The 15,449-nt window shown below is 68.1% G+C and carries 18 protein-coding genes and 1 pseudogene; 7 read left to right on the top strand and 12 right to left on the bottom strand.

Annotated elements, in window-relative coordinates:
* Positions 1–5: 5 nt before the first annotated feature.
* Positions 6–707 carry a response regulator transcription factor gene (locus tag GBA65_RS20145; RefSeq protein ID WP_228281510.1) on the top strand — a complete coding sequence of 234 codons (702 nt, stop codon included), beginning with the start codon at positions 6–8 and terminating at the stop codon, positions 705–707.
* 191 nt (positions 708–898) lie between these two features.
* Complete coding sequence (locus GBA65_RS20140; protein ID WP_166398065.1) at positions 899–1,231, top strand: hypothetical protein; 333 nt, start codon at positions 899–901, stop codon at positions 1,229–1,231.
* A 20-nt stretch (positions 1,232–1,251) separates the two neighbouring features.
* Here GBA65_RS20140 and GBA65_RS20135 read toward each other — a convergent pair whose 3' ends face one another.
* Positions 1,252–1,689 carry an OsmC family peroxiredoxin gene (locus GBA65_RS20135; RefSeq protein WP_166398064.1) on the bottom strand — a complete coding sequence of 146 codons (438 nt, stop codon included), beginning with the start codon at positions 1,687–1,689 and terminating at the stop codon, positions 1,252–1,254.
* A 196-nt stretch (positions 1,690–1,885) separates the two neighbouring features.
* Between GBA65_RS20135 and GBA65_RS20130 the strand changes: the two genes are divergently transcribed.
* A complete protein-coding gene (locus GBA65_RS20130) occupies positions 1,886–2,854 on the top strand; it encodes a golvesin C-terminal-like domain-containing protein (protein WP_166398063.1) in 969 nt (322 codons plus the stop codon).
* Positions 2,855–3,173: 319 nt separating this feature from the next.
* Here GBA65_RS20130 and GBA65_RS20125 read toward each other — a convergent pair whose 3' ends face one another.
* From GBA65_RS20125 to GBA65_RS20090, 7 genes are all read right to left on the bottom strand, one after another.
* On the bottom strand, positions 3,174–3,446 hold the full coding sequence (locus tag GBA65_RS20125) for a response regulator transcription factor (RefSeq protein ID WP_166398062.1): 273 nt from the start codon (positions 3,444–3,446) through the stop codon (positions 3,174–3,176).
* A 179-nt stretch (positions 3,447–3,625) separates the two neighbouring features.
* The gene (locus GBA65_RS26895; RefSeq protein WP_166394820.1) at positions 3,626–3,859 is read right to left on the bottom strand and encodes a hypothetical protein; all 234 of its coding nucleotides are present in this window, start codon (positions 3,857–3,859) and stop codon (positions 3,626–3,628) included.
* A 275-nt stretch (positions 3,860–4,134) separates the two neighbouring features.
* A complete protein-coding gene (locus tag GBA65_RS20110) occupies positions 4,135–6,003 on the bottom strand; it encodes a putative bifunctional diguanylate cyclase/phosphodiesterase (RefSeq protein WP_166398061.1) in 1,869 nt (622 codons plus the stop codon).
* 239 nt (positions 6,004–6,242) lie between these two features.
* Positions 6,243–7,364: a signal peptide peptidase SppA gene (gene sppA / locus GBA65_RS20105; protein ID WP_166398060.1), complete on the bottom strand. Its 1,122-nt coding sequence runs from the start codon at positions 7,362–7,364 to the stop codon at positions 6,243–6,245.
* A 38-nt stretch (positions 7,365–7,402) separates the two neighbouring features.
* Positions 7,403–8,071: a YIP1 family protein gene (locus GBA65_RS20100; protein ID WP_166398059.1), complete on the bottom strand. Its 669-nt coding sequence runs from the start codon at positions 8,069–8,071 to the stop codon at positions 7,403–7,405.
* A gap of 73 nt (positions 8,072–8,144) precedes the next feature.
* On the bottom strand, positions 8,145–9,044 hold the full coding sequence (locus GBA65_RS20095) for a transcriptional regulator (RefSeq protein WP_166398058.1): 900 nt from the start codon (positions 9,042–9,044) through the stop codon (positions 8,145–8,147).
* Between the two features lie 7 nt (positions 9,045–9,051).
* Positions 9,052–9,705 carry a metallophosphoesterase family protein gene (locus tag GBA65_RS20090; RefSeq protein WP_166398057.1) on the bottom strand — a complete coding sequence of 218 codons (654 nt, stop codon included), beginning with the start codon at positions 9,703–9,705 and terminating at the stop codon, positions 9,052–9,054.
* A 145-nt stretch (positions 9,706–9,850) separates the two neighbouring features.
* Between GBA65_RS20090 and GBA65_RS20085 the strand changes: the two genes are divergently transcribed.
* A complete protein-coding gene (locus GBA65_RS20085) occupies positions 9,851–10,234 on the top strand; it encodes an NUDIX domain-containing protein (RefSeq protein WP_166398628.1) in 384 nt (127 codons plus the stop codon).
* A gap of 43 nt (positions 10,235–10,277) precedes the next feature.
* On the opposite strand, the gene GBA65_RS26890 is transcribed toward GBA65_RS20085, so the two are convergent.
* The 4 genes from GBA65_RS26890 to GBA65_RS23735 form a co-directional block, all read right to left on the bottom strand.
* Positions 10,278–10,403, bottom strand: coding sequence for a hypothetical protein (locus GBA65_RS26890; protein WP_407691025.1), 126 nt, complete (start codon positions 10,401–10,403; stop codon positions 10,278–10,280).
* Between the two features lie 191 nt (positions 10,404–10,594).
* Complete coding sequence (locus tag GBA65_RS20075; RefSeq protein WP_228281506.1) at positions 10,595–11,746, bottom strand: ZIP family metal transporter; 1,152 nt, start codon at positions 11,744–11,746, stop codon at positions 10,595–10,597.
* A 52-nt stretch (positions 11,747–11,798) separates the two neighbouring features.
* Positions 11,799–12,584, bottom strand: coding sequence for a multicopper oxidase domain-containing protein (locus tag GBA65_RS23740; protein ID WP_207955972.1), 786 nt, complete (start codon positions 12,582–12,584; stop codon positions 11,799–11,801).
* A gap of 10 nt (positions 12,585–12,594) precedes the next feature.
* On the bottom strand, positions 12,595–13,281 hold the full coding sequence (locus GBA65_RS23735) for a hypothetical protein (RefSeq protein WP_207955971.1): 687 nt from the start codon (positions 13,279–13,281) through the stop codon (positions 12,595–12,597).
* A gap of 116 nt (positions 13,282–13,397) precedes the next feature.
* On the opposite strand from GBA65_RS23735, the gene GBA65_RS20065 reads away from it, so the two are divergent.
* The 3 genes and pseudogenes from GBA65_RS20065 to GBA65_RS20055 all read left to right on the top strand — a co-directional run bounded on the left by GBA65_RS20065 (position 13,398) and on the right by GBA65_RS20055 (position 15,343).
* Positions 13,398–14,099, top strand: a complete 702-nt coding sequence (locus tag GBA65_RS20065; protein WP_166398055.1) for a metal-dependent transcriptional regulator — start codon at positions 13,398–13,400, stop codon at positions 14,097–14,099.
* Between the two features lie 112 nt (positions 14,100–14,211).
* Positions 14,212–15,019 (top strand): annotated as a pseudogene (locus GBA65_RS20060) (ZIP family metal transporter).
* 120 nt (positions 15,020–15,139) lie between these two features.
* Positions 15,140–15,343: a DUF1059 domain-containing protein gene (locus GBA65_RS20055; RefSeq protein ID WP_166398054.1), complete on the top strand. Its 204-nt coding sequence runs from the start codon at positions 15,140–15,142 to the stop codon at positions 15,341–15,343.
* Positions 15,344–15,449 lie beyond the last annotated feature (106 nt).

Below are 15,449 nucleotides of genomic sequence, written 5' to 3'. Positions count from 1 at the left end.
GCGCTGTGACGCAGGGGAGAACGGCAGAGGGCGGCGAGCAGACACGGGTCATGCTCCTGGACGACCACGACTCGTTCCGCCAGCCCCTGGCTTTCATGCTCGAACGGGAGCCCGACCTCGCGGTGGTGGCCGAGGCGGGCTCCCTCGCCGATGCCCGCGAGGCCCTCATCGGGCTGTACGAGCGGGGGGAGGGCCTCGACGTCGCGGTCGTGGACCTCGACCTGCCGGACGGCTCCGGGACGGAGTTTATCTCGGAGCTTGTGAGGGCCAACCGGCGCGCGCTGGTCCTGGTCCTGAGCGCGCACTCCGAGCAGGGCTGCCTCGCCCGCGCGATCGAAGCGGGGGCCGCCGGCATCCTGCACAAGTCGAGCCGCATCGGCGACATCACGGACGCGGTCCGCAGGCTGCGCGCCGGCGAGCAGCTCGTCTCCCCCCAGGAGGTGATGGAGGCGATACGGCTCGTCAGCCGCGAGCGCCGGGAGAGCGTCGAGGCGAGGAGGATCATCGATGAGATCACCCCTCGCGAGAAGGAGGTCCTCCAGGCCCTCGCCGACGGCCTCGGCGACAAGGAGATCTCCGAACGCCTCTCCGTCAGCCTCGGCACGACCCGCACCCACATGGCCAACATCTTGAGCAAGCTGGAGGTCCAATCGCGCCTCCAAGCCCTCGTCTTCGCCCTGCGCCACGGCATCGTGCGCGTGGATTGAGACGGACCGCTCGCCCCGGCGATCGCGCCACGAGAGCCCGAAACATACGTAAATTTAAGGAGGTCCGGCGCCTCCCTTCACATTAGACTTCTTTAATGGGCGCCTCCGACGGGGTCCGTCGCGCGACGGGCGAGAGCACGAGAGGGGAGAGGGCCGCGGCTCCGAGGAGCAGCCCGAGGGCCAGGGATGCCATGCGTGTACTGCTCGCCAACGAGCCGCGCGCGTACCGCGACGTCATCTCCGGCACCCTGGAGGCGCTCCGCCCGGAACTCGAGATCCTGACGGCGGAGCCCGGCGAGCTCGACGCGGAGGTGCTGCGCCTCTCGCCCCACTTCGTCCTGTGCAGCCGCGTTACCCCCGTGGTCGAGTCCCGCGCGCCGGTCTGGATCGAGCTGTACCCCGACCAAGCCCCGGGCGCGGTGGTGGACCTTCGCGGCGAGCGCGAGGTGCTCCCCGAGATGCGCTTCGAGAAGCTCCTCTCGACGGTGGACCGCGCCCGGCTCTCCTTCGTACTACCGGCCTAGGGTCCCGGTAGCCCCGGGGCCTAGACCTCCAGGGAGGTCCGCAGGGTGATCGCCACGTTGTTCCTTATGGCGTTGGAGATCGGGCAGGCCCTCTCGGCCTCCTCGGCCACGAGCCTGAACTCCTCCTCCGAGATCCCCTCGATACTCCCGTGGATGTCGAGGTCAACCGAGGTGATCTTGAGCAGCTCGTCGTCGAGCGCAGCGACGGCCTCGACGGTGACCTCGTCGATCTGGGCCCCCCTGCCGGCGAGCGTGTGCGAGAGCGCCATCGCGTAGCAGGAGGCGTGCGCGGCGGCCAGGAGCTCCTCGGGGCTCGTCTTGCCGTCCGGGCGCTCCACCCTGGACGCCCACGTCACCGGGAAATCCTCTATCGCCCCGCTCCCCACGCTGAACGTCCCGCGCCCGCTCGGCAGGTTGCCCTCCCACTCCACGCGCGCCTTACGCTCCGCCTGCGCCATGCTTCCTGCCCTCCTGCTCTCGTCCGCCCCCGCGCCGCGCCAATATAGCAAAACCGACCCTCACCCGGCCCGGAGGGGCCGCCCCGTCACCGAAATGACACAAAATTTTCAAAAAAGTGCCAAAAACTAAAGCAATTTTCTCCGCACGCCGATAATATGCGAGCACGAGATTAACAAGTTCCGGAGGGGGGACGAGTTGCGGCGCATTGCGGTGGTGTGTATGGCGGTTCTTGCGGCCTTTGCGGTATTCGCGACCGTCCGCCAGGACGCGGTCTCCGAGACGTATTCGCAGGTCGTGGACAACTCCGACAAGGGGCGCTTCGCGGCGTCCAAAAGCTGGAAGAAGAGCGACTCGGGGAAGGGCATCAACGGCGACGATTACCTCTTCGCGGCGCCGGCCAAGAAGGGAGCCCACGCCCTGTTCGAGGTCGCCATACCGAACAATGGCCTGTATGCGGTCTACGTCCGGTGGCCCGAGGTGCGCGGCCTCAACGACCGTGCCCCCGTGGGTGTCGAGACGCCTTACGGTACCAAGTGGACCGAGGTCGACCAGCGCAAGGACGGCGGCAAGTGGGTGCGCATAGGCGAGTTCGAGATGCGCAAGGACGAGAAGTTCCCGATAAGGATCTCGCACGACACCAAGGGCAAGGGCAACGTCGCCGCCGACGCCGTCAAGGTCGAGAAGGTTTCCTCCTACGAGCAACCGGCCGCCATCAACAGCACCGGGAGCGCCGCGCCATCAGAAGGCACGCGGACGACGAGCGCGACCGGCGCGGACGTAGCCAGGAAAGCGATAAGCATGGCCGCGGCCTTCAAGAAGAGCGGCGTAAAGTACAGGTGGGGCACGTGCACCAGTACGTTGATGAGCTGCACCTGCTTCACGAAGAAGGTTTACGCTAATTTCGGGATCACGCTTCCCATGGACGAGCTGGGGCAGTCTCGGTACGGTAGGCCGATCTCCAAGTCGGCCCTACGCGCCGGTGACTTGGTGTACTTCAAGGAGAACGGACTCAGCGGTCCTATAACCCACGTCGGCGTCTACGTGGGGCGCAACTCGTCCACCGGACAACAGATGATTTCACACATGAACAGCTATTGGGGAACCACGGTCACGAGCGAGATGAGGTACATCCGCGGGTACGCGGGGGCAAGACGGCTCGTCTAGCATCCCCTCTGCTCGATCCTTGATAACAAGGAGTCCCCGCGTTACGCCAAACCGTCGTAACGCGGGGACTCTCTACTAGGCATCGAAGAGTGTCTCTGCCGAGCACGATGCGTACGATCTGAGGCCCCAGAGCATTCGGGTAGGGGCCGATCGCACAAGTGGTACATGTCCGCCGCGGCCAGGAAGGCGGCGGTGGCGGAGAGGGGCTTAGAAAGGTAGGTGCCCTGCGCTATCTCGCAGCCATCACCTTGTTCGCACAAGTTTGCCGAAGGTGCCGTCTCTGCTGGTCCCTTCGCCCGCGGAACCTGGGGGAGGTATTCTACGTCTTCGTGACACGTATTATTCCGCGCTGCACGGCCAGCACCGCAGCGTGGGTCCGGTTCTTGGCGTCCAGCTTCGCGCAAGCTAACTGCAGGTCGCCTCTCACTGTTCTCTCAGAGACGAACACGGTTCGGGCAATATCCTTCGTGGTCTTGCCCTCGGCGACCAACTGCAGCACCCACGCCTCCCGGTCTGTCAGGATGGTCCCGGCCATGGAGGCTTGTCGGAGAATTGCTAGTCGAGAGGCGACCTCGTGGGAGACGTAGGGCATGCCCTCTGCCCGCGACACGCTGAAGGCGCAGAATGGTTCTTGTTCGGCGCCGAAGGTTGTGCTTGACGACTAATCTCGGGACGAGGCTGGCGGAACCTAGTAGATAAACTTTTGCGGGATGCCCATGCAACCGAGCGAGGCGAAGTCCGCTAGATAAGAGATGGCTCGAAGGCTGGGTGTCAGCCACGACTAATAGTAAAGGTCCGCGACGAGGAAGGCGGCGGTAGCGGTGCTGGAGAGGGGTTCTGAGAAGTAGGTGCCCTGCGCCACGTCGCAGCCCATCTCCCGGAGCTGCACAAGCTGGCGGGGGTGTCGACGCCCTGGGCGACGGCGGTGAGCTCGAGGGCGTGGGCGAGGCCGATGACGGCCGAGACGATCCTGCAGTCCTCCTCGCGCTCGTGGAAGCTCTTCACGAACGAGGAGTCTATCTTCAGGATGTCCAGGGGAAGCGCTTGAGCTCGGCGATGGAGGAGGAGCCGGCGCCGAAGTCGTCGACGGCGAGCCTGACGCCGAGCTTCTTGAGGGCCTCTAGGGTGACGGCGGCGGAGGGCCGTCCTCGTGCAGGACGCCCTCCCTGACCTCCAGCACGAGGCTCTCTGGCGGGAGGCCGGTCTCTTCGAGGACCCGCCGACGACGCCCACGAGGTTCGGGTGCATGAAGTGGCGGCTGGAGATGTTGACGCTCATCGTCAGGGGGTGGCGGTCGGGTAGCGCTCCTGCCAGGACCGCATCTGGCGGCAGGCCTCGCGCAGCAGCCAGCGCTCGATGGAGAAGATCAGGCCGGACTCCTCGGCCACGGGGACGAAGTCCCTGGGGTGGAGGAGCCCGCGCTCGGGGTGCCTCCAGCGTAGGAGCGCCTCCGCGCCGACCATGCGGCTGTTGGAGATCCGGATCTCGGGCTGGTAGTGGAGCACGAACTGGTTCTCCTCGATCGCCCGGTTCAGCTCGTTCTCCAGCTCGAAGTTCTTTGTGGGGTTCTGGAGGACGTCCTCGGCGTAGACCTCGTAGCGGTTCTTGCCGCCCGCCTTGGCGCGGTACATCGCCGAGTCGGCGTTCTTGACCAGGACCGAAGGGTCGTGCGCGTCGGTCGGGTAGAAGGAGATGCCGACGCTCGTCGTGATGAGGAGGTCTTTGCCTTCGAGGCGGTAGGGGGCGGCGATGGACTGGACGACGCGCTCGGCGACCTCGGTCGCGGCCCGGGGGCTCTCGACCTCCGGCAGGATCACGGTGAACTCGTCGCCGGCGAGCCGTGCCACGACGTCGTACTCCCGGACGCTCTCCCTGAGCCTACTCGCCGTCTCTTGAAGGAGCAGGTCGCCGAAGTCGTGGCCCAACGTGTCGTTGATCATCTTGAAGCGGTCGAGGTCGAGGAACATGACCGCGAGGAGCCCGCCGCCCACCCCTTGAGCCCTGCGGGAGCGCGCGATCTCCTGGCTGAGGCGCTCGTAGAAGAGGGCGCGGTTGGGCAGGCCGGTGAGGGCGTCGTAGTGGGCGAGCTTGTCGAGCCGCTCGACGGCGAGCTTGCGCTGGGTGACCTCGTGCAGGACCACGAGGGTGCCGGTGCGCTTGCCGCGCCCGTCGTAGAGCGCCGAGAGGGCGAGGTCGTAGTGGCGGGCCTCGTCGCCCTCGCCTAGCCTTATCTCCTCGTTCGCCTGCCCCTCCCTCTCGTAGCGATCGAGGAGGGCGGTGCCGCGGTTGCCGGCCAGGGGCGCGGCCTTGCCCTGACGGCTCATCACCTCCTTGAAGCTCCCGCCGACGACCTCGCCCGCGCTGCAACCGAGGATGCGCCTGGCCGAGGGGTTGAGGTCGACGATCCTGCCCTGAGCGTTTAGGACCAGGGTGCCGTCGCTCATCCCCTCGACGACGGCGTCGTGCGCGACGGGGGAGAGGTCGAGGAGCTTGTGGCGGTACAGCCCCCACGCGAGCACGAGGCCCGCGGGGACGAAGGTGAGGACCGTGGGGTCGAGGTTCGGCAGGGAGCGGAGCCCCGGGTCCAGCCCGGTCGCGAAAGACGAGTGGGCGGCCCAGGGCCCGACGAAGCCCAGAAGGAGGCACGCGCTCTGCTTGGCGTAGAGCCACTGCGTGTTGCGGAGCATGAGCACGAGCAGCGCCGCGCCCGCGAGCACGAGGAACGCGCCGTAGGCGAAGTCCAGCCAGAACCAGGGCCCGTACTCGAAGCCCGCGATCAGCGCCCGGGGGGTCTCGCGTACGCCCCCGGCCGTCCAGACGAGCCCGTGAAGCCGGTTCGTGGCGACGAGCGCCAGGGTCGTCGCCGGTACGGCGAAGATCAGCGCCAGAAAGCCCCGCGTGAGCCAGCCCACCCTCCCCGTGTACCGGAGCACGAAGACGAACCAGAGGGGCGGGGCCAGCACCAGGACGGAGGACTGGAGCCCGTGGAGCGTGTTCACGAGGGAGGCGTCGCGCGCGCCGAGCTCCAGGGCGTACAGGAGCCCCCAGAGCGCCAGGAGCCAGAGCAGCAGGGCCAGCGTCGTGGCCCCGGGCTTGCCCCGGCGCCTCCATGCGTAGGCGCCGACCACGGCCGGGATCGCCGATGCCAAGGCCGAGATCAGGGCGTATGTCGTCGGCTGCCAGATTATCGGGGGCCTCGAAGCGGGGCGTTGTCGGCGCGGCGGCCCCCAGGCGCGTATTGCGTTGTCGCCAAGCGTCTAGTCACGGTCTCCTCGCGGTCCCCCTCAGGACCACCCTGGTTGCATATTATGACAAAGGCTCGCCGAAGTACACGCCCCTGGCGCGCTTTTCCGAACGGCCCCGGGCATTCGCGACCGTCCGGTCCTCCCTACGGACGGTACAGGTACTGGAGCTCCGGGGAGGGGCTTAGGCCGGCCTCCTCCAGGACTCTTAGGGCTTCTGGCTTCTGCGGGGCGAGGCGGGCCTGCAGAAGCTCGGCGAGGCCGGGCTCCTGCGTGTAGCGGACCACCGTCGCCTCGTCCACGCCCGCGGCCTCCTCCGCGACCCCCGCGGCCGTCTCCAGGTCGCCGAGCTCGTCGACGAGGCCCAGGTCCCGCGCCTGCAACCCGGAGTAGATGCGGCCGTCCGCCAACTCGCGCACCCGCTCCTCGGGGAGGTCGCGGCCCTCGACGATCACGTCGACAAACTCGTCGTACTGCTCGTCGACCAGGTTCTGGATCACCTCCCTCTCCTCGGGGGTGATCTCGCGCGACGGGGAGCCGATGTCCTTCAACTCGCCGCTCTTGAAGACGACCTCCTCGAGGCCGAGCTTCTCCTCCGCCTCCCTGTAGTTGAGAAACGAGATGATCACGCCCAGGGAGCCCGTGATCGTGGACTCGTTGGCGACGATGCTGTCGGCGGCGGTCGCGATGTAGTAGCCGCCGGAGGCGGCCGTCGCGTCCATGGAGACGATGACGGGCTTGCCGGACGACTCCTTGAACTCCCGGATCTCGTCGTGCATCTGGGCGCTGGCGGTGACGCCGCCGCCGGGCGAGTCGACCTCGAGCACGACCGCGCTCACCCTCCCGTCCTCGGCGGCCTGCCTGAGTCCGTCCCTCAGCGCCTCCGGGGTGGCCGCGGGCGTCGCCAGAGCGCCCGTCTCCTCGGAGCCGATCTGTCCCCGCACGGGCAGGACCGCCACCTTCTCCGGACCGTCGCCCGAAATGTACTCCTCCTGAAAGGTCTCCGGGGCGCTGGCGCTGCCGCTGCCCCCGCCGCCCGGGCCGCCGGGCCCGAGCAGCACGACGAGCAGCACGGTCCCGACGGTTAGAAAGAGGAGCGCCGCCGCGATGGCGCCCCCGATCAGGAGCCCCCGGCGTCGCCTCCGGCGGGGCGGAGCCTCGGGTGAGGCGCTCCCGCCCGGCGCGTTGCTTCCCTCGCTCGGCCGCGCGCCGGGCGCCCCGTTCGGGGTGTTGTCCTCTCCTCTTCCCTGCCCGTGACCCGGTTCCACAGCAGCGCCTTCTCCTTGCTTCGTTTACGCGGAATGCTTCAGGGGCCACCGGCCGAACCCGCCGCGCCCGCGACGAGGGCGACGAGGACGGCGAGGACCACGCCCACCAGGAGTATAAGGCCCGCGCAGCCCGCGCAAGAGATGGCGCAGGAGCCCGCGGACTCCCCGTAGCCCACCCGCCGGGCGAGGGCGACGCCCACGACCACCAGCGCCGCGAACCACAACAGGGCCGCGAGCCCCAGCAGAGACGAGAGGAGGCCCAGGATCGCCCCCGCCGCGCTCTCGGGACCGAGCACGACCTGCAGCCCGGACAAAGGGAGCCCGAGGGCGGCGTAGACCACGAACGGCACCCCGGCGACCCCGACGGCGGCGAGCGTCGCGGAGAACGGTCCCGTCCCCCCGAAGAACCGCGTGACGAGGTGCATCAGGCCGGAGACCAGGAGCCAGAAGACGAACGGCCAGACCGCGGCGAAGAGCAGCGCGACGATGGAGAAGGGGACCAGGAGATCCTGCACCTCCGGCGGCACGGGCGCGCCCCCGGCCCCGAGCTGCGCCTCCGCGAGGCCGCCGAAGAACGCGACGGCGGTCGCGACGAGGCTCAGGGCCGCGTAGAGGGCCGTCACCGCGAAGCCCGAGAGGACGCGCCGCTCCTCCGCCACGCGCGAGAGCGCCGCGACGGGCGACCAGATCACCGACAAAGCTCCCAAAGAGGCCTCCCACCAAGAGCCGGGGCTTACGACCGGGGCATCTTACAACAGGGCCCCGAGGAGGCGCCGTGGGCTAGCCCTCGTAGATGTTCAGGCGCTCCGGGTCGAGGGGGTTCCGGCGGCGCTCGCCCTCGCGCTGGAGGATGTCGTCCATAGCGTTCTCGGGGGTGACGGACTCTCTGCGCCACTCCAGGACCAGCCTCTCTCGGTGGCGGATGATCCAGGCGTAGAGGTCGAGCTCGGTGCGGCCCGGGAAGGCGTCGAGGACGCGCTCCTCCCGGATCATGGCCGAGATCGGCCGGTACGAGTACTCGTACCAGTCCCGCAAGACCTCCTCGTGGGAGACGTAGCGCCGCCAGAGCTGGGAGAGCCTGAAGCCGTGCGCCTCGATGTACGTCGCGAGCGTCCCGTAGTCCGCGGCGTCCGAGAACCTGAGCTCTATCTCCGGGAGGACGCGATCCATGGGCAGCCTCTCCAGGAATCGCCTCTGCTCCAGCTTGTGGAGGAGGTCGCGGACGGTCAGGTTCTCGTCGACGGGCACCCGGCTCTTGAGCTCGGTGACCTCGGCGTCGATCATCTCGATGCCCTGCCTCCTCGCGACGGAGACGCGGTGGTTGCCGTCGCGGACAAAGTAGGCGTCCCCGATCTTGTACAAACTGACCGGCGGCAGCTCCTCGGCGCGCATCATCGCCTGGTCTATCTTCTTCCACCGCCCCGCCACGCTCGCCCGCGCCGGCAGGAACGACCGGTCGAAGTCGCGGTGGCGGCCGACGCTGCCCACGATCTTGGAGACGGGCACCACGCGCATCCCGGCGTAGTGCTGCTGCACCGCCCCGATCACGCTCCTGACCTCCTCGAACGAGAGCAGCTGGTTGGAGGCCGAATCGTTCCTGAGGTACGCCCCGATGCGCCGCAGGAAGGCCATGCGCCTCGCCCGCGTAAAGTCCTTGTCGGCCTGCTCGTTCTGGTCCACGCGACCGCTACTCGTCCTTCCTCCGTGGTGGGCCCGAGTCTACCCCAACCCCTCCCGGTACCTCGAGTATCCTGTGACCGTACACGTTGACCACCCGAGTGCTGCCCCGGCGCGTCTCCCGGGCCTCCCACGCCTCGGGCCCGTACAGGTGGACGTGGCCGTGCAGCCAGAGCGGGGGATCGTGCCGGTCTATGAGGCCCAGAAACGTCTCGAAGCCGGTGTGGGCGACGTCCTCGCGGTCGCCGAGCCCGAGGGGCGGCGAGTGGGTGACGAAGACGTCGGGGGCCTTTTTGCCCCGCAGCCTGCCCAGGGCCACCCTCGCCGAGAGGGCGCGCCCCCGGCGGCGCATGGCGCGCTCGGTGTACTGGTTCGGACCGCCGGAGTACCAGCGCGACCCCGAGAGGCCCGCGAGGACCACGCCCCCTATGTCCACGACGCGCCCGTCGAGGGGGACGCAGCCCTCTGGGGCCTTCGGCTCCTCGGGGTCGTGGTTGCCCCGGACGTAGTAGAGCGGCGCCCCCGAGAAGGTGACGACGTACTCCAGGTACTCGAACGGCAGGTCCCCGCACGAGACGACGGCCTCCACCCCGGAGGCGTAGCGGGCGAGGTTCGCCCCGTGGAGGATCTGCTCCACGGTGTCGCCCATCGCGAGTATCTTCACGCCCGTCCCATCGTCCCGTAGAGCATACCGCCTCGGCCATCCCCGGCCCCGATTGCCCCCGTCCCCACGGGGTAGGACGCACGAAGGTCGCCCGACGATTACCGAAAGGACGGTGCCCGTGGCCGGACCCGAGACCCCGAAGCTGATGGTGGACGTCGTCGTACCCGACGGGGAGGGGCGCGTGCTCCTCATAAGGCGCGGCAGCGAGCCCTACGAGGGGAGCTGGGCCCTGCCGGGCGGTTTCGTGGACGTCGGAGAGACGGTGGGGGACGCCGCCGTCCGCGAGGCGAAGGAGGAGACGGGCCTCGACGTCGAGCTCTCCCGCCTCGTCGGCGTCTACTCGGACCCCGGGCGCGACCCGCGCGGCCACAACGTGAGCGTCGCCTTTCTGGCCCGGGCCGAGGGCGACCCGTCCGCGGCCTCAGACGCCGACGAGGCCGCCTTCCTGGAGCCGTCGTCCACGGAGCTGGCCTTCGACCACGCGAGCATAATCTCGGACGCCCTCGCCGCTCCACCGCCAGCGCGATAAAGAGAGCGGAGAACCTGGGCCGAGCGGGCCCTGGGCCTGAAGGCTACAGGCCCAGGGCCCGCTCCAGCTTCGCCCGGTCGAAGCCGACCACCACCTCCTCTTGGCCACCCTCGCTCCGGATCACGGCGACCGGCGTCGTCATGGTCCCCATGCGTTCGAGCTCCACCATGGCGCCCTCGTCCTCGGCTATGTTCCTGACGGTGTACTCGACGCCCTTCCCGCGGAGGAACTCCTCCGTCCTGTCGCAGAACAGTCAGCCGGGTTTCTGCACGAATAACACGACCCCTTCTTCACTTGTCATCGCTTATTTCCTCTCCGTAACCTCTTCGCCCGTGCCCCGTAGAACGGCGCTCGTCCGCTCTACACGCTCACCAGGAGGGCGGTTGCGTACATAATCGCTATCCCGGCCGTGAGACCGCCGAGGTTCGTGCCCGAGAGGGCCGGGGCCTTGGTACGCGCTGAGTCCTTGAGGAGGATCCGCGTGACCTCGTAGATGACCTGCAGGATGGCACCGGCGCCCACGGCCAGGAAGAGGGTGGAGAGGAGGTTCGAGTGGGCGAAGCCCCCGATCCAGGTCCCCAGGATGGCCGGACCCCCTCCGAGGAGCGCCAGCCAGGCGAAGTGCGCGAGCCTAGGCTTCTCTCTGAGGATGGGGGCCGCGATGCCGACGCCCTCGGTGATGTTGTGCAGGGTGAAACCGACGACCAGGAATGTTCCCAGGGCCGTCTCGCCGAGGGCGAACGCCGCCCCGATGGCCAGCCCCTCCCCCAGGTTGTGCAGTCCTATCCCGAGAGCTATGCGGTAGGAGGTCGAGAGCCGGCTCGCCTCCTCGCGCCCGCGCCGGAACAGCCGCTCGGTCCCCAGGAGCCCGAGCAGGGTCAGCAGGGAGACCAGAATCACCAGCGGTATCCCGGAGAAGGCCCCCGGCAGCTGAGTGGCCACCTCCCCGGCCTCCAGCAGCGTGTCCACCACCAGAAAGACCAGAAGCCCCACCGTCAGGGCCAGAACGAAGTTTATGCCCGAGGTGCCGAGGCGTCTCAGGAACGGGAACCACAAGAGCCCCAGAGCCACCGGCACCACCCCGACGTAGAACCCGATGAGCGCGTAGCGCCAGAAAGTCTCCCCCGAGAAGCCCGGTGTGAGGGCCGCCAAAGGCACCTCCGCGTCGAAGGTGGTCCCAGTGTTCGTGATAAGGGTGATCGCGTACGCCTCGCCCTCGACCCACGTGTAGGGGACCTTTATCTCGGTCGAGCCGAGCGACGGGATCGTGTTCCCCGACTCCACCCGAAACCCCGTGAGCGCGTCGTTCACGTTGACCTGGCTCACCGTTACGGGGTCCGGGCCGCCGTTGGTGACGGAGACTACCATCTCGTACTCCGTCGGCAGGGCCACCCGCTCGACGGTGAGGTCCTCGACGGGCGGGAGGTCGTCCCGCGTCACCCCGGCCCCGTTCAGGACGATAAAGGCCAGAAGCACCCCTAGCCCCAGGAGCGGTACGAGCCCCAGAAGCACCCATCCTGGCCCGCGGCTTCCCGGAGCCGCTCTTTCGACGTTCTGCATACCCTTACTCCTCCACCTTGAAGAAGCCGAGCCAGCCCAGCTCGGCGAACTCGTTGACGTGGGCGTGGAACATGAAGCTCCCGGCGCGGCCGTAGGCGAACTCCATGATCCCGCGCTCCCCCTGGGCCAGCATCTTCGTGTCCGTGTACTCCGTCGGCTCGAGCCTGGTCCCCGTGGGGTAGTAGTCGAAGAAGTTGGCGTGGATGTGCATGCTGTTTATGAGGTCGAACTCCGTGAAGTTGGCGAGGTAGACCCGGACGAGCTCGCCCTTCTTGATCTCCACGGGGTGGCGCTGGTAGTGGAAGGCGACCCCGTTGACGGTGTAGACCTCGTTCTCGGCGTCGAAGTTGGTGTCGAAGCCGTTCATGACCATCACCATCTCGTCGGCGGGCGGACGCCCCTCCTTCGGGTCGATGATGAAGACCCCGTAGAGCCCCTTCTCGATGTGCTTTCTGAGCGGCGTCGTGTGGCAGTGGTAGAGGTGCATCCCGAACGGCTCGGCGTCGAACTCGTAGACGTACTCCTGCCCGGGACCGACGATCTCGAACGTCCCGTCCATGTTCGCCGCGTGGATGCCGTGGAAGTGGATCGTGTGCGGGTGCGTCCCCTCGTTCTTGAACGTGACGCGCACCCGGTCGCCCTCCCGGGCCCGCAACGTCGGTCCCGGTACCTGACCGTCGAAGGTCCAGGCCGGGTAGAACACTCCCGGCGCCACCTCGACCTCGGCGTCCCGGGCCACGAGCTCGTACTCGCGGACGGTTCTGCCGCCCTCCTGGCGCTCCTCCCCCAATCGAAATCCCTCAAAAACTTCGAGGGGTCGAACCGGGAGAGGTCCACGTCCCCCGCCCCCCGTGGCCCACCACGTCGCCGCCGTGCTCGCCCGAGTGGCTACCCTCCTGCCCGTGGGCCGTACCGGCATGCATCCCCGCCGCGACGCCCACAGCGCCCAACGTCCCGTTACCCCGCAGCCCGCAGGCCCAGGGCACCCCGGAGATGCCCAGAGCCCCGGCGATGCCCGCGGTCCGCAGGAAGTCTCGGCGCGAGACCCCGGCCGCCGGCTCGTCTGTATGGATGGGCTCCGCCGCCAGGGCCGGAGCCGCGGCACGCGTCCGTCTACCGGATCTCAGCAGCACCGCAAGGGCCGCCACGAGCGCCGCCTCCGACGCCGCGGAGAGATCCAGCGCCCCCACCCCTCCTACTTCTCCGGCTTGCGGCTCGAAGAACGGTATCCCCGTCGTGCGCGTCACCCCGTACAAGACGAGGAGCGCGAGGTTGCCCAGGAGACCGAGGAGCAACAGAGCCCTCCCGGGGGTCGTGAAGCGCAGCACCACCACGCCGTACATCCCCTGGGCCGCGGCGGCGGAGAGCGAGAAGAGCCCGTACCCCCACCACTCCCCGAAGCGATCCGGCACGGCCCAGAGGTGGGCCAGCGCAGCGACCAGGGATAGCACCGCCGCCGCGTACAAGGTCGTACTTTGATTTCTCACAACCGCTCCCATCTCTTATTTTTAGTCTTAGCTAAACTGTAAACTTGTACGCGCTAATGGTCAAGAGTAGGCATAGCTTGACAAAGAACCTGCCGTGTCTAAACTTGTGTGCGTAGATGTCAGATCTTGCGACAACCCCGCCTTCTTCCTCGATGGGCGACTACGTGAAGGCGATATGGGAGCTTGGCGGTGGGACGGGCACCGCTTCGACCAAGGAGATCTCGGGTCGGCTCTCGGTCGCGCCGGCGTCGGTGACGAACATGCTGGGGCGTTTGCGGGAGAAGGGTTACGTAGATTACGAGCGTTACCGCGGGGCCTCGCTCACGGAGGAGGGGCGCGCCGAGGCCTTGCGGCTGGTGCGGCGCCACCGTTTGATCGAGACTTTCCTGCTCGAGCACCTCGGTTACTCGTGGCAGGACGTGCACGAGGAGGCCGAACGGATGGAGCACGTCGTCTCCGACGACTTCACGGAGCGTCTGGCGGATTTTTTGGGACACCCTGGGCGTGACCCTCACGGCGCCCCCATCCCGACCGCGGACGGGGCGATGGCGTCCGAGGACTCCTTCCCGCTCGGGGAGGCCGCCGGCGGTGAGAAGGTGCGGATCGTCCGGGTCAACCACGAGGGCGCCCCGTGCTGTCCTATCTCGGGGAGCGCGGTCTCGTACCGGGGAGGTCTCTCTTGGTCAAGGAGGTGCGCGCCCTCGACGGCGTCGTCACAGTCGAGGACGAAGACGGCGTCTCGCACCCGCTGGGGGAGTGCTGGCCGGTACGATCCTCGTTCAGGTCCTGGCGGAGGGTGGCGGGACGGCTTCGGCTAGATCTCCTACCCAGGGCCCTAGCGGGAGGTCCTTGCGCGAGATGGTGGTCTGGTGGGTAGATAGCCGCGCTTCTGCGGCTTGTACTACGGCCTTTTGGGGAGGAGAGTAGGTGATAGACACCATAAGAGGGCTGCACCCGATCTGGCAGGTGTTGCTCGCCACGGGCTTCACCTACGGGATGACGGCGCTCGGGCGGCGCTGGTCTTCTTCACGAAGGAGGTCAAGCGGTGGGTCCTGGACGCCATGCTCGGGTTCGCGGGCGGCGTCATGATCGCGGCGAGCTACTTCTCGCTGCTGGCGCCCGCCATAGAGCTCGCGGAGGGCAGGGGATGACGGCCTGGGTCCCCGCGCTCGTGGGCTTTCTCGCGGGCGGCGTCTTCCTGAGGGGGCTGGACTCGTTGCTCCCACACCTGCACCCGGGCGACCCGATGAAGAAGGCCGAGGGGCTGGAGACTACCTGGAAGCGCAGCGTCCTGCTCGTCTCGGCCATAACGCTGCACAACATCCCGGAGGGGCTCGCGGTCGGCGTCGCCTTCGGGGCGGTGGCGGCCGGCTTCGAGGGGGCCTCGCTCGCCGCGGCGGTCGCGCTCGCCATCGGCATCGGCATCCAGAACTTCCCCGAGGGGACCGCCGTCTCGATGCCCCTCAGGCGCGAGGGCATGCCGCTCGGCAAGAGCTTCTTCTACGGCCAGCTCTCCGCCGTCGTCGAGCCGATAGCCGGCGTGATCGGGGTCATCGCCGTCAGCCTCGCCCAGCCCTTGTTGCCCTACGCCCTGGCCTTCGCCGCCGGCGCAATGATCTTCGTGGTCGTCGAGGAGCTTATTCCGGAGTCGCAGAAGGGCGGCCACGCCGACCTCGCCACCATGTCCCTCATGGTCGGCTTCGGCGTCATGATGACGCTGGACGTGGGCCTCGGCTGAGGGAAGAACCGCCGGCCTTCGGTACGTCGCCCGACGGCGGCTCCCGGCCGTAGAAGCGGGGAGGCGTGCGGACCCGCGCCTATTGGGTAGGATAGACGACGCCTCGAAACGGGAGATAGCATGCCAGAGCAGCCAACCGTCAAGTGCCCGTCCTGCGAGGGCGCGATACGGGCCGACGACGAAAGCGGGCTGGTGGACGGCCTGATGCAGCACCTCTACGACAAGCACGGCGTAGAGATGCCTCCGGAACGGGTCCGGGAGAACGTCGCTGCCCAGCTACGGAACGTCGACGGCTACAACGCCCGGCCGATCAGCGGCGCCTGACGGACGCTCTCCGCCGCGCGGAAGCGGCTGTCGCTACCACGCCTCTTCGTTGCGCAGGCCGATCGGGGTGCCTTCTGGATCGGGTCCGAGCAAGACCCTTCTTCGC

This window comes from Rubrobacter marinus (assembly GCF_011492965.1).
GTDB lineage: Bacteria > Actinomycetota > Rubrobacteria > Rubrobacterales > Rubrobacteraceae > Rubrobacter_F > Rubrobacter_F marinus.
Note: the sequence above shows the minus strand (reverse complement) of the source record. Positions and strands in the feature narration are given on the sequence as shown.

Excerpts from the sequence above, each read along its gene's own strand:
- GBA65_RS20140 (WP_166398065.1), top strand. The coding sequence starts at position 899 with ATGCGTGTACTGCTCGCCAACGAGCCGCGCGCGTACCGCGACGTCATC.
- GBA65_RS20135 (WP_166398064.1), bottom strand. The coding sequence starts at position 1,689 with ATGGCGCAGGCGGAGCGTAAGGCGCGCGTGGAGTGGGAGGGCAACCTG.
- GBA65_RS20125 (WP_166398062.1), bottom strand. The coding sequence starts at position 3,446 with ATGCCCTACGTCTCCCACGAGGTCGCCTCTCGACTAGCAATTCTCCGA.
- GBA65_RS20085 (WP_166398628.1), top strand. The coding sequence starts at position 9,851 with ATGGTGGACGTCGTCGTACCCGACGGGGAGGGGCGCGTGCTCCTCATA.
- GBA65_RS26890 (WP_407691025.1), bottom strand. The coding sequence starts at position 10,403 with ATGGTGGAGCTCGAACGCATGGGGACCATGACGACGCCGGTCGCCGTG.
- GBA65_RS20065 (WP_166398055.1), top strand. The coding sequence starts at position 13,398 with ATGTCAGATCTTGCGACAACCCCGCCTTCTTCCTCGATGGGCGACTAC.
- GBA65_RS20055 (WP_166398054.1), top strand. The coding sequence starts at position 15,140 with ATGCCAGAGCAGCCAACCGTCAAGTGCCCGTCCTGCGAGGGCGCGATA.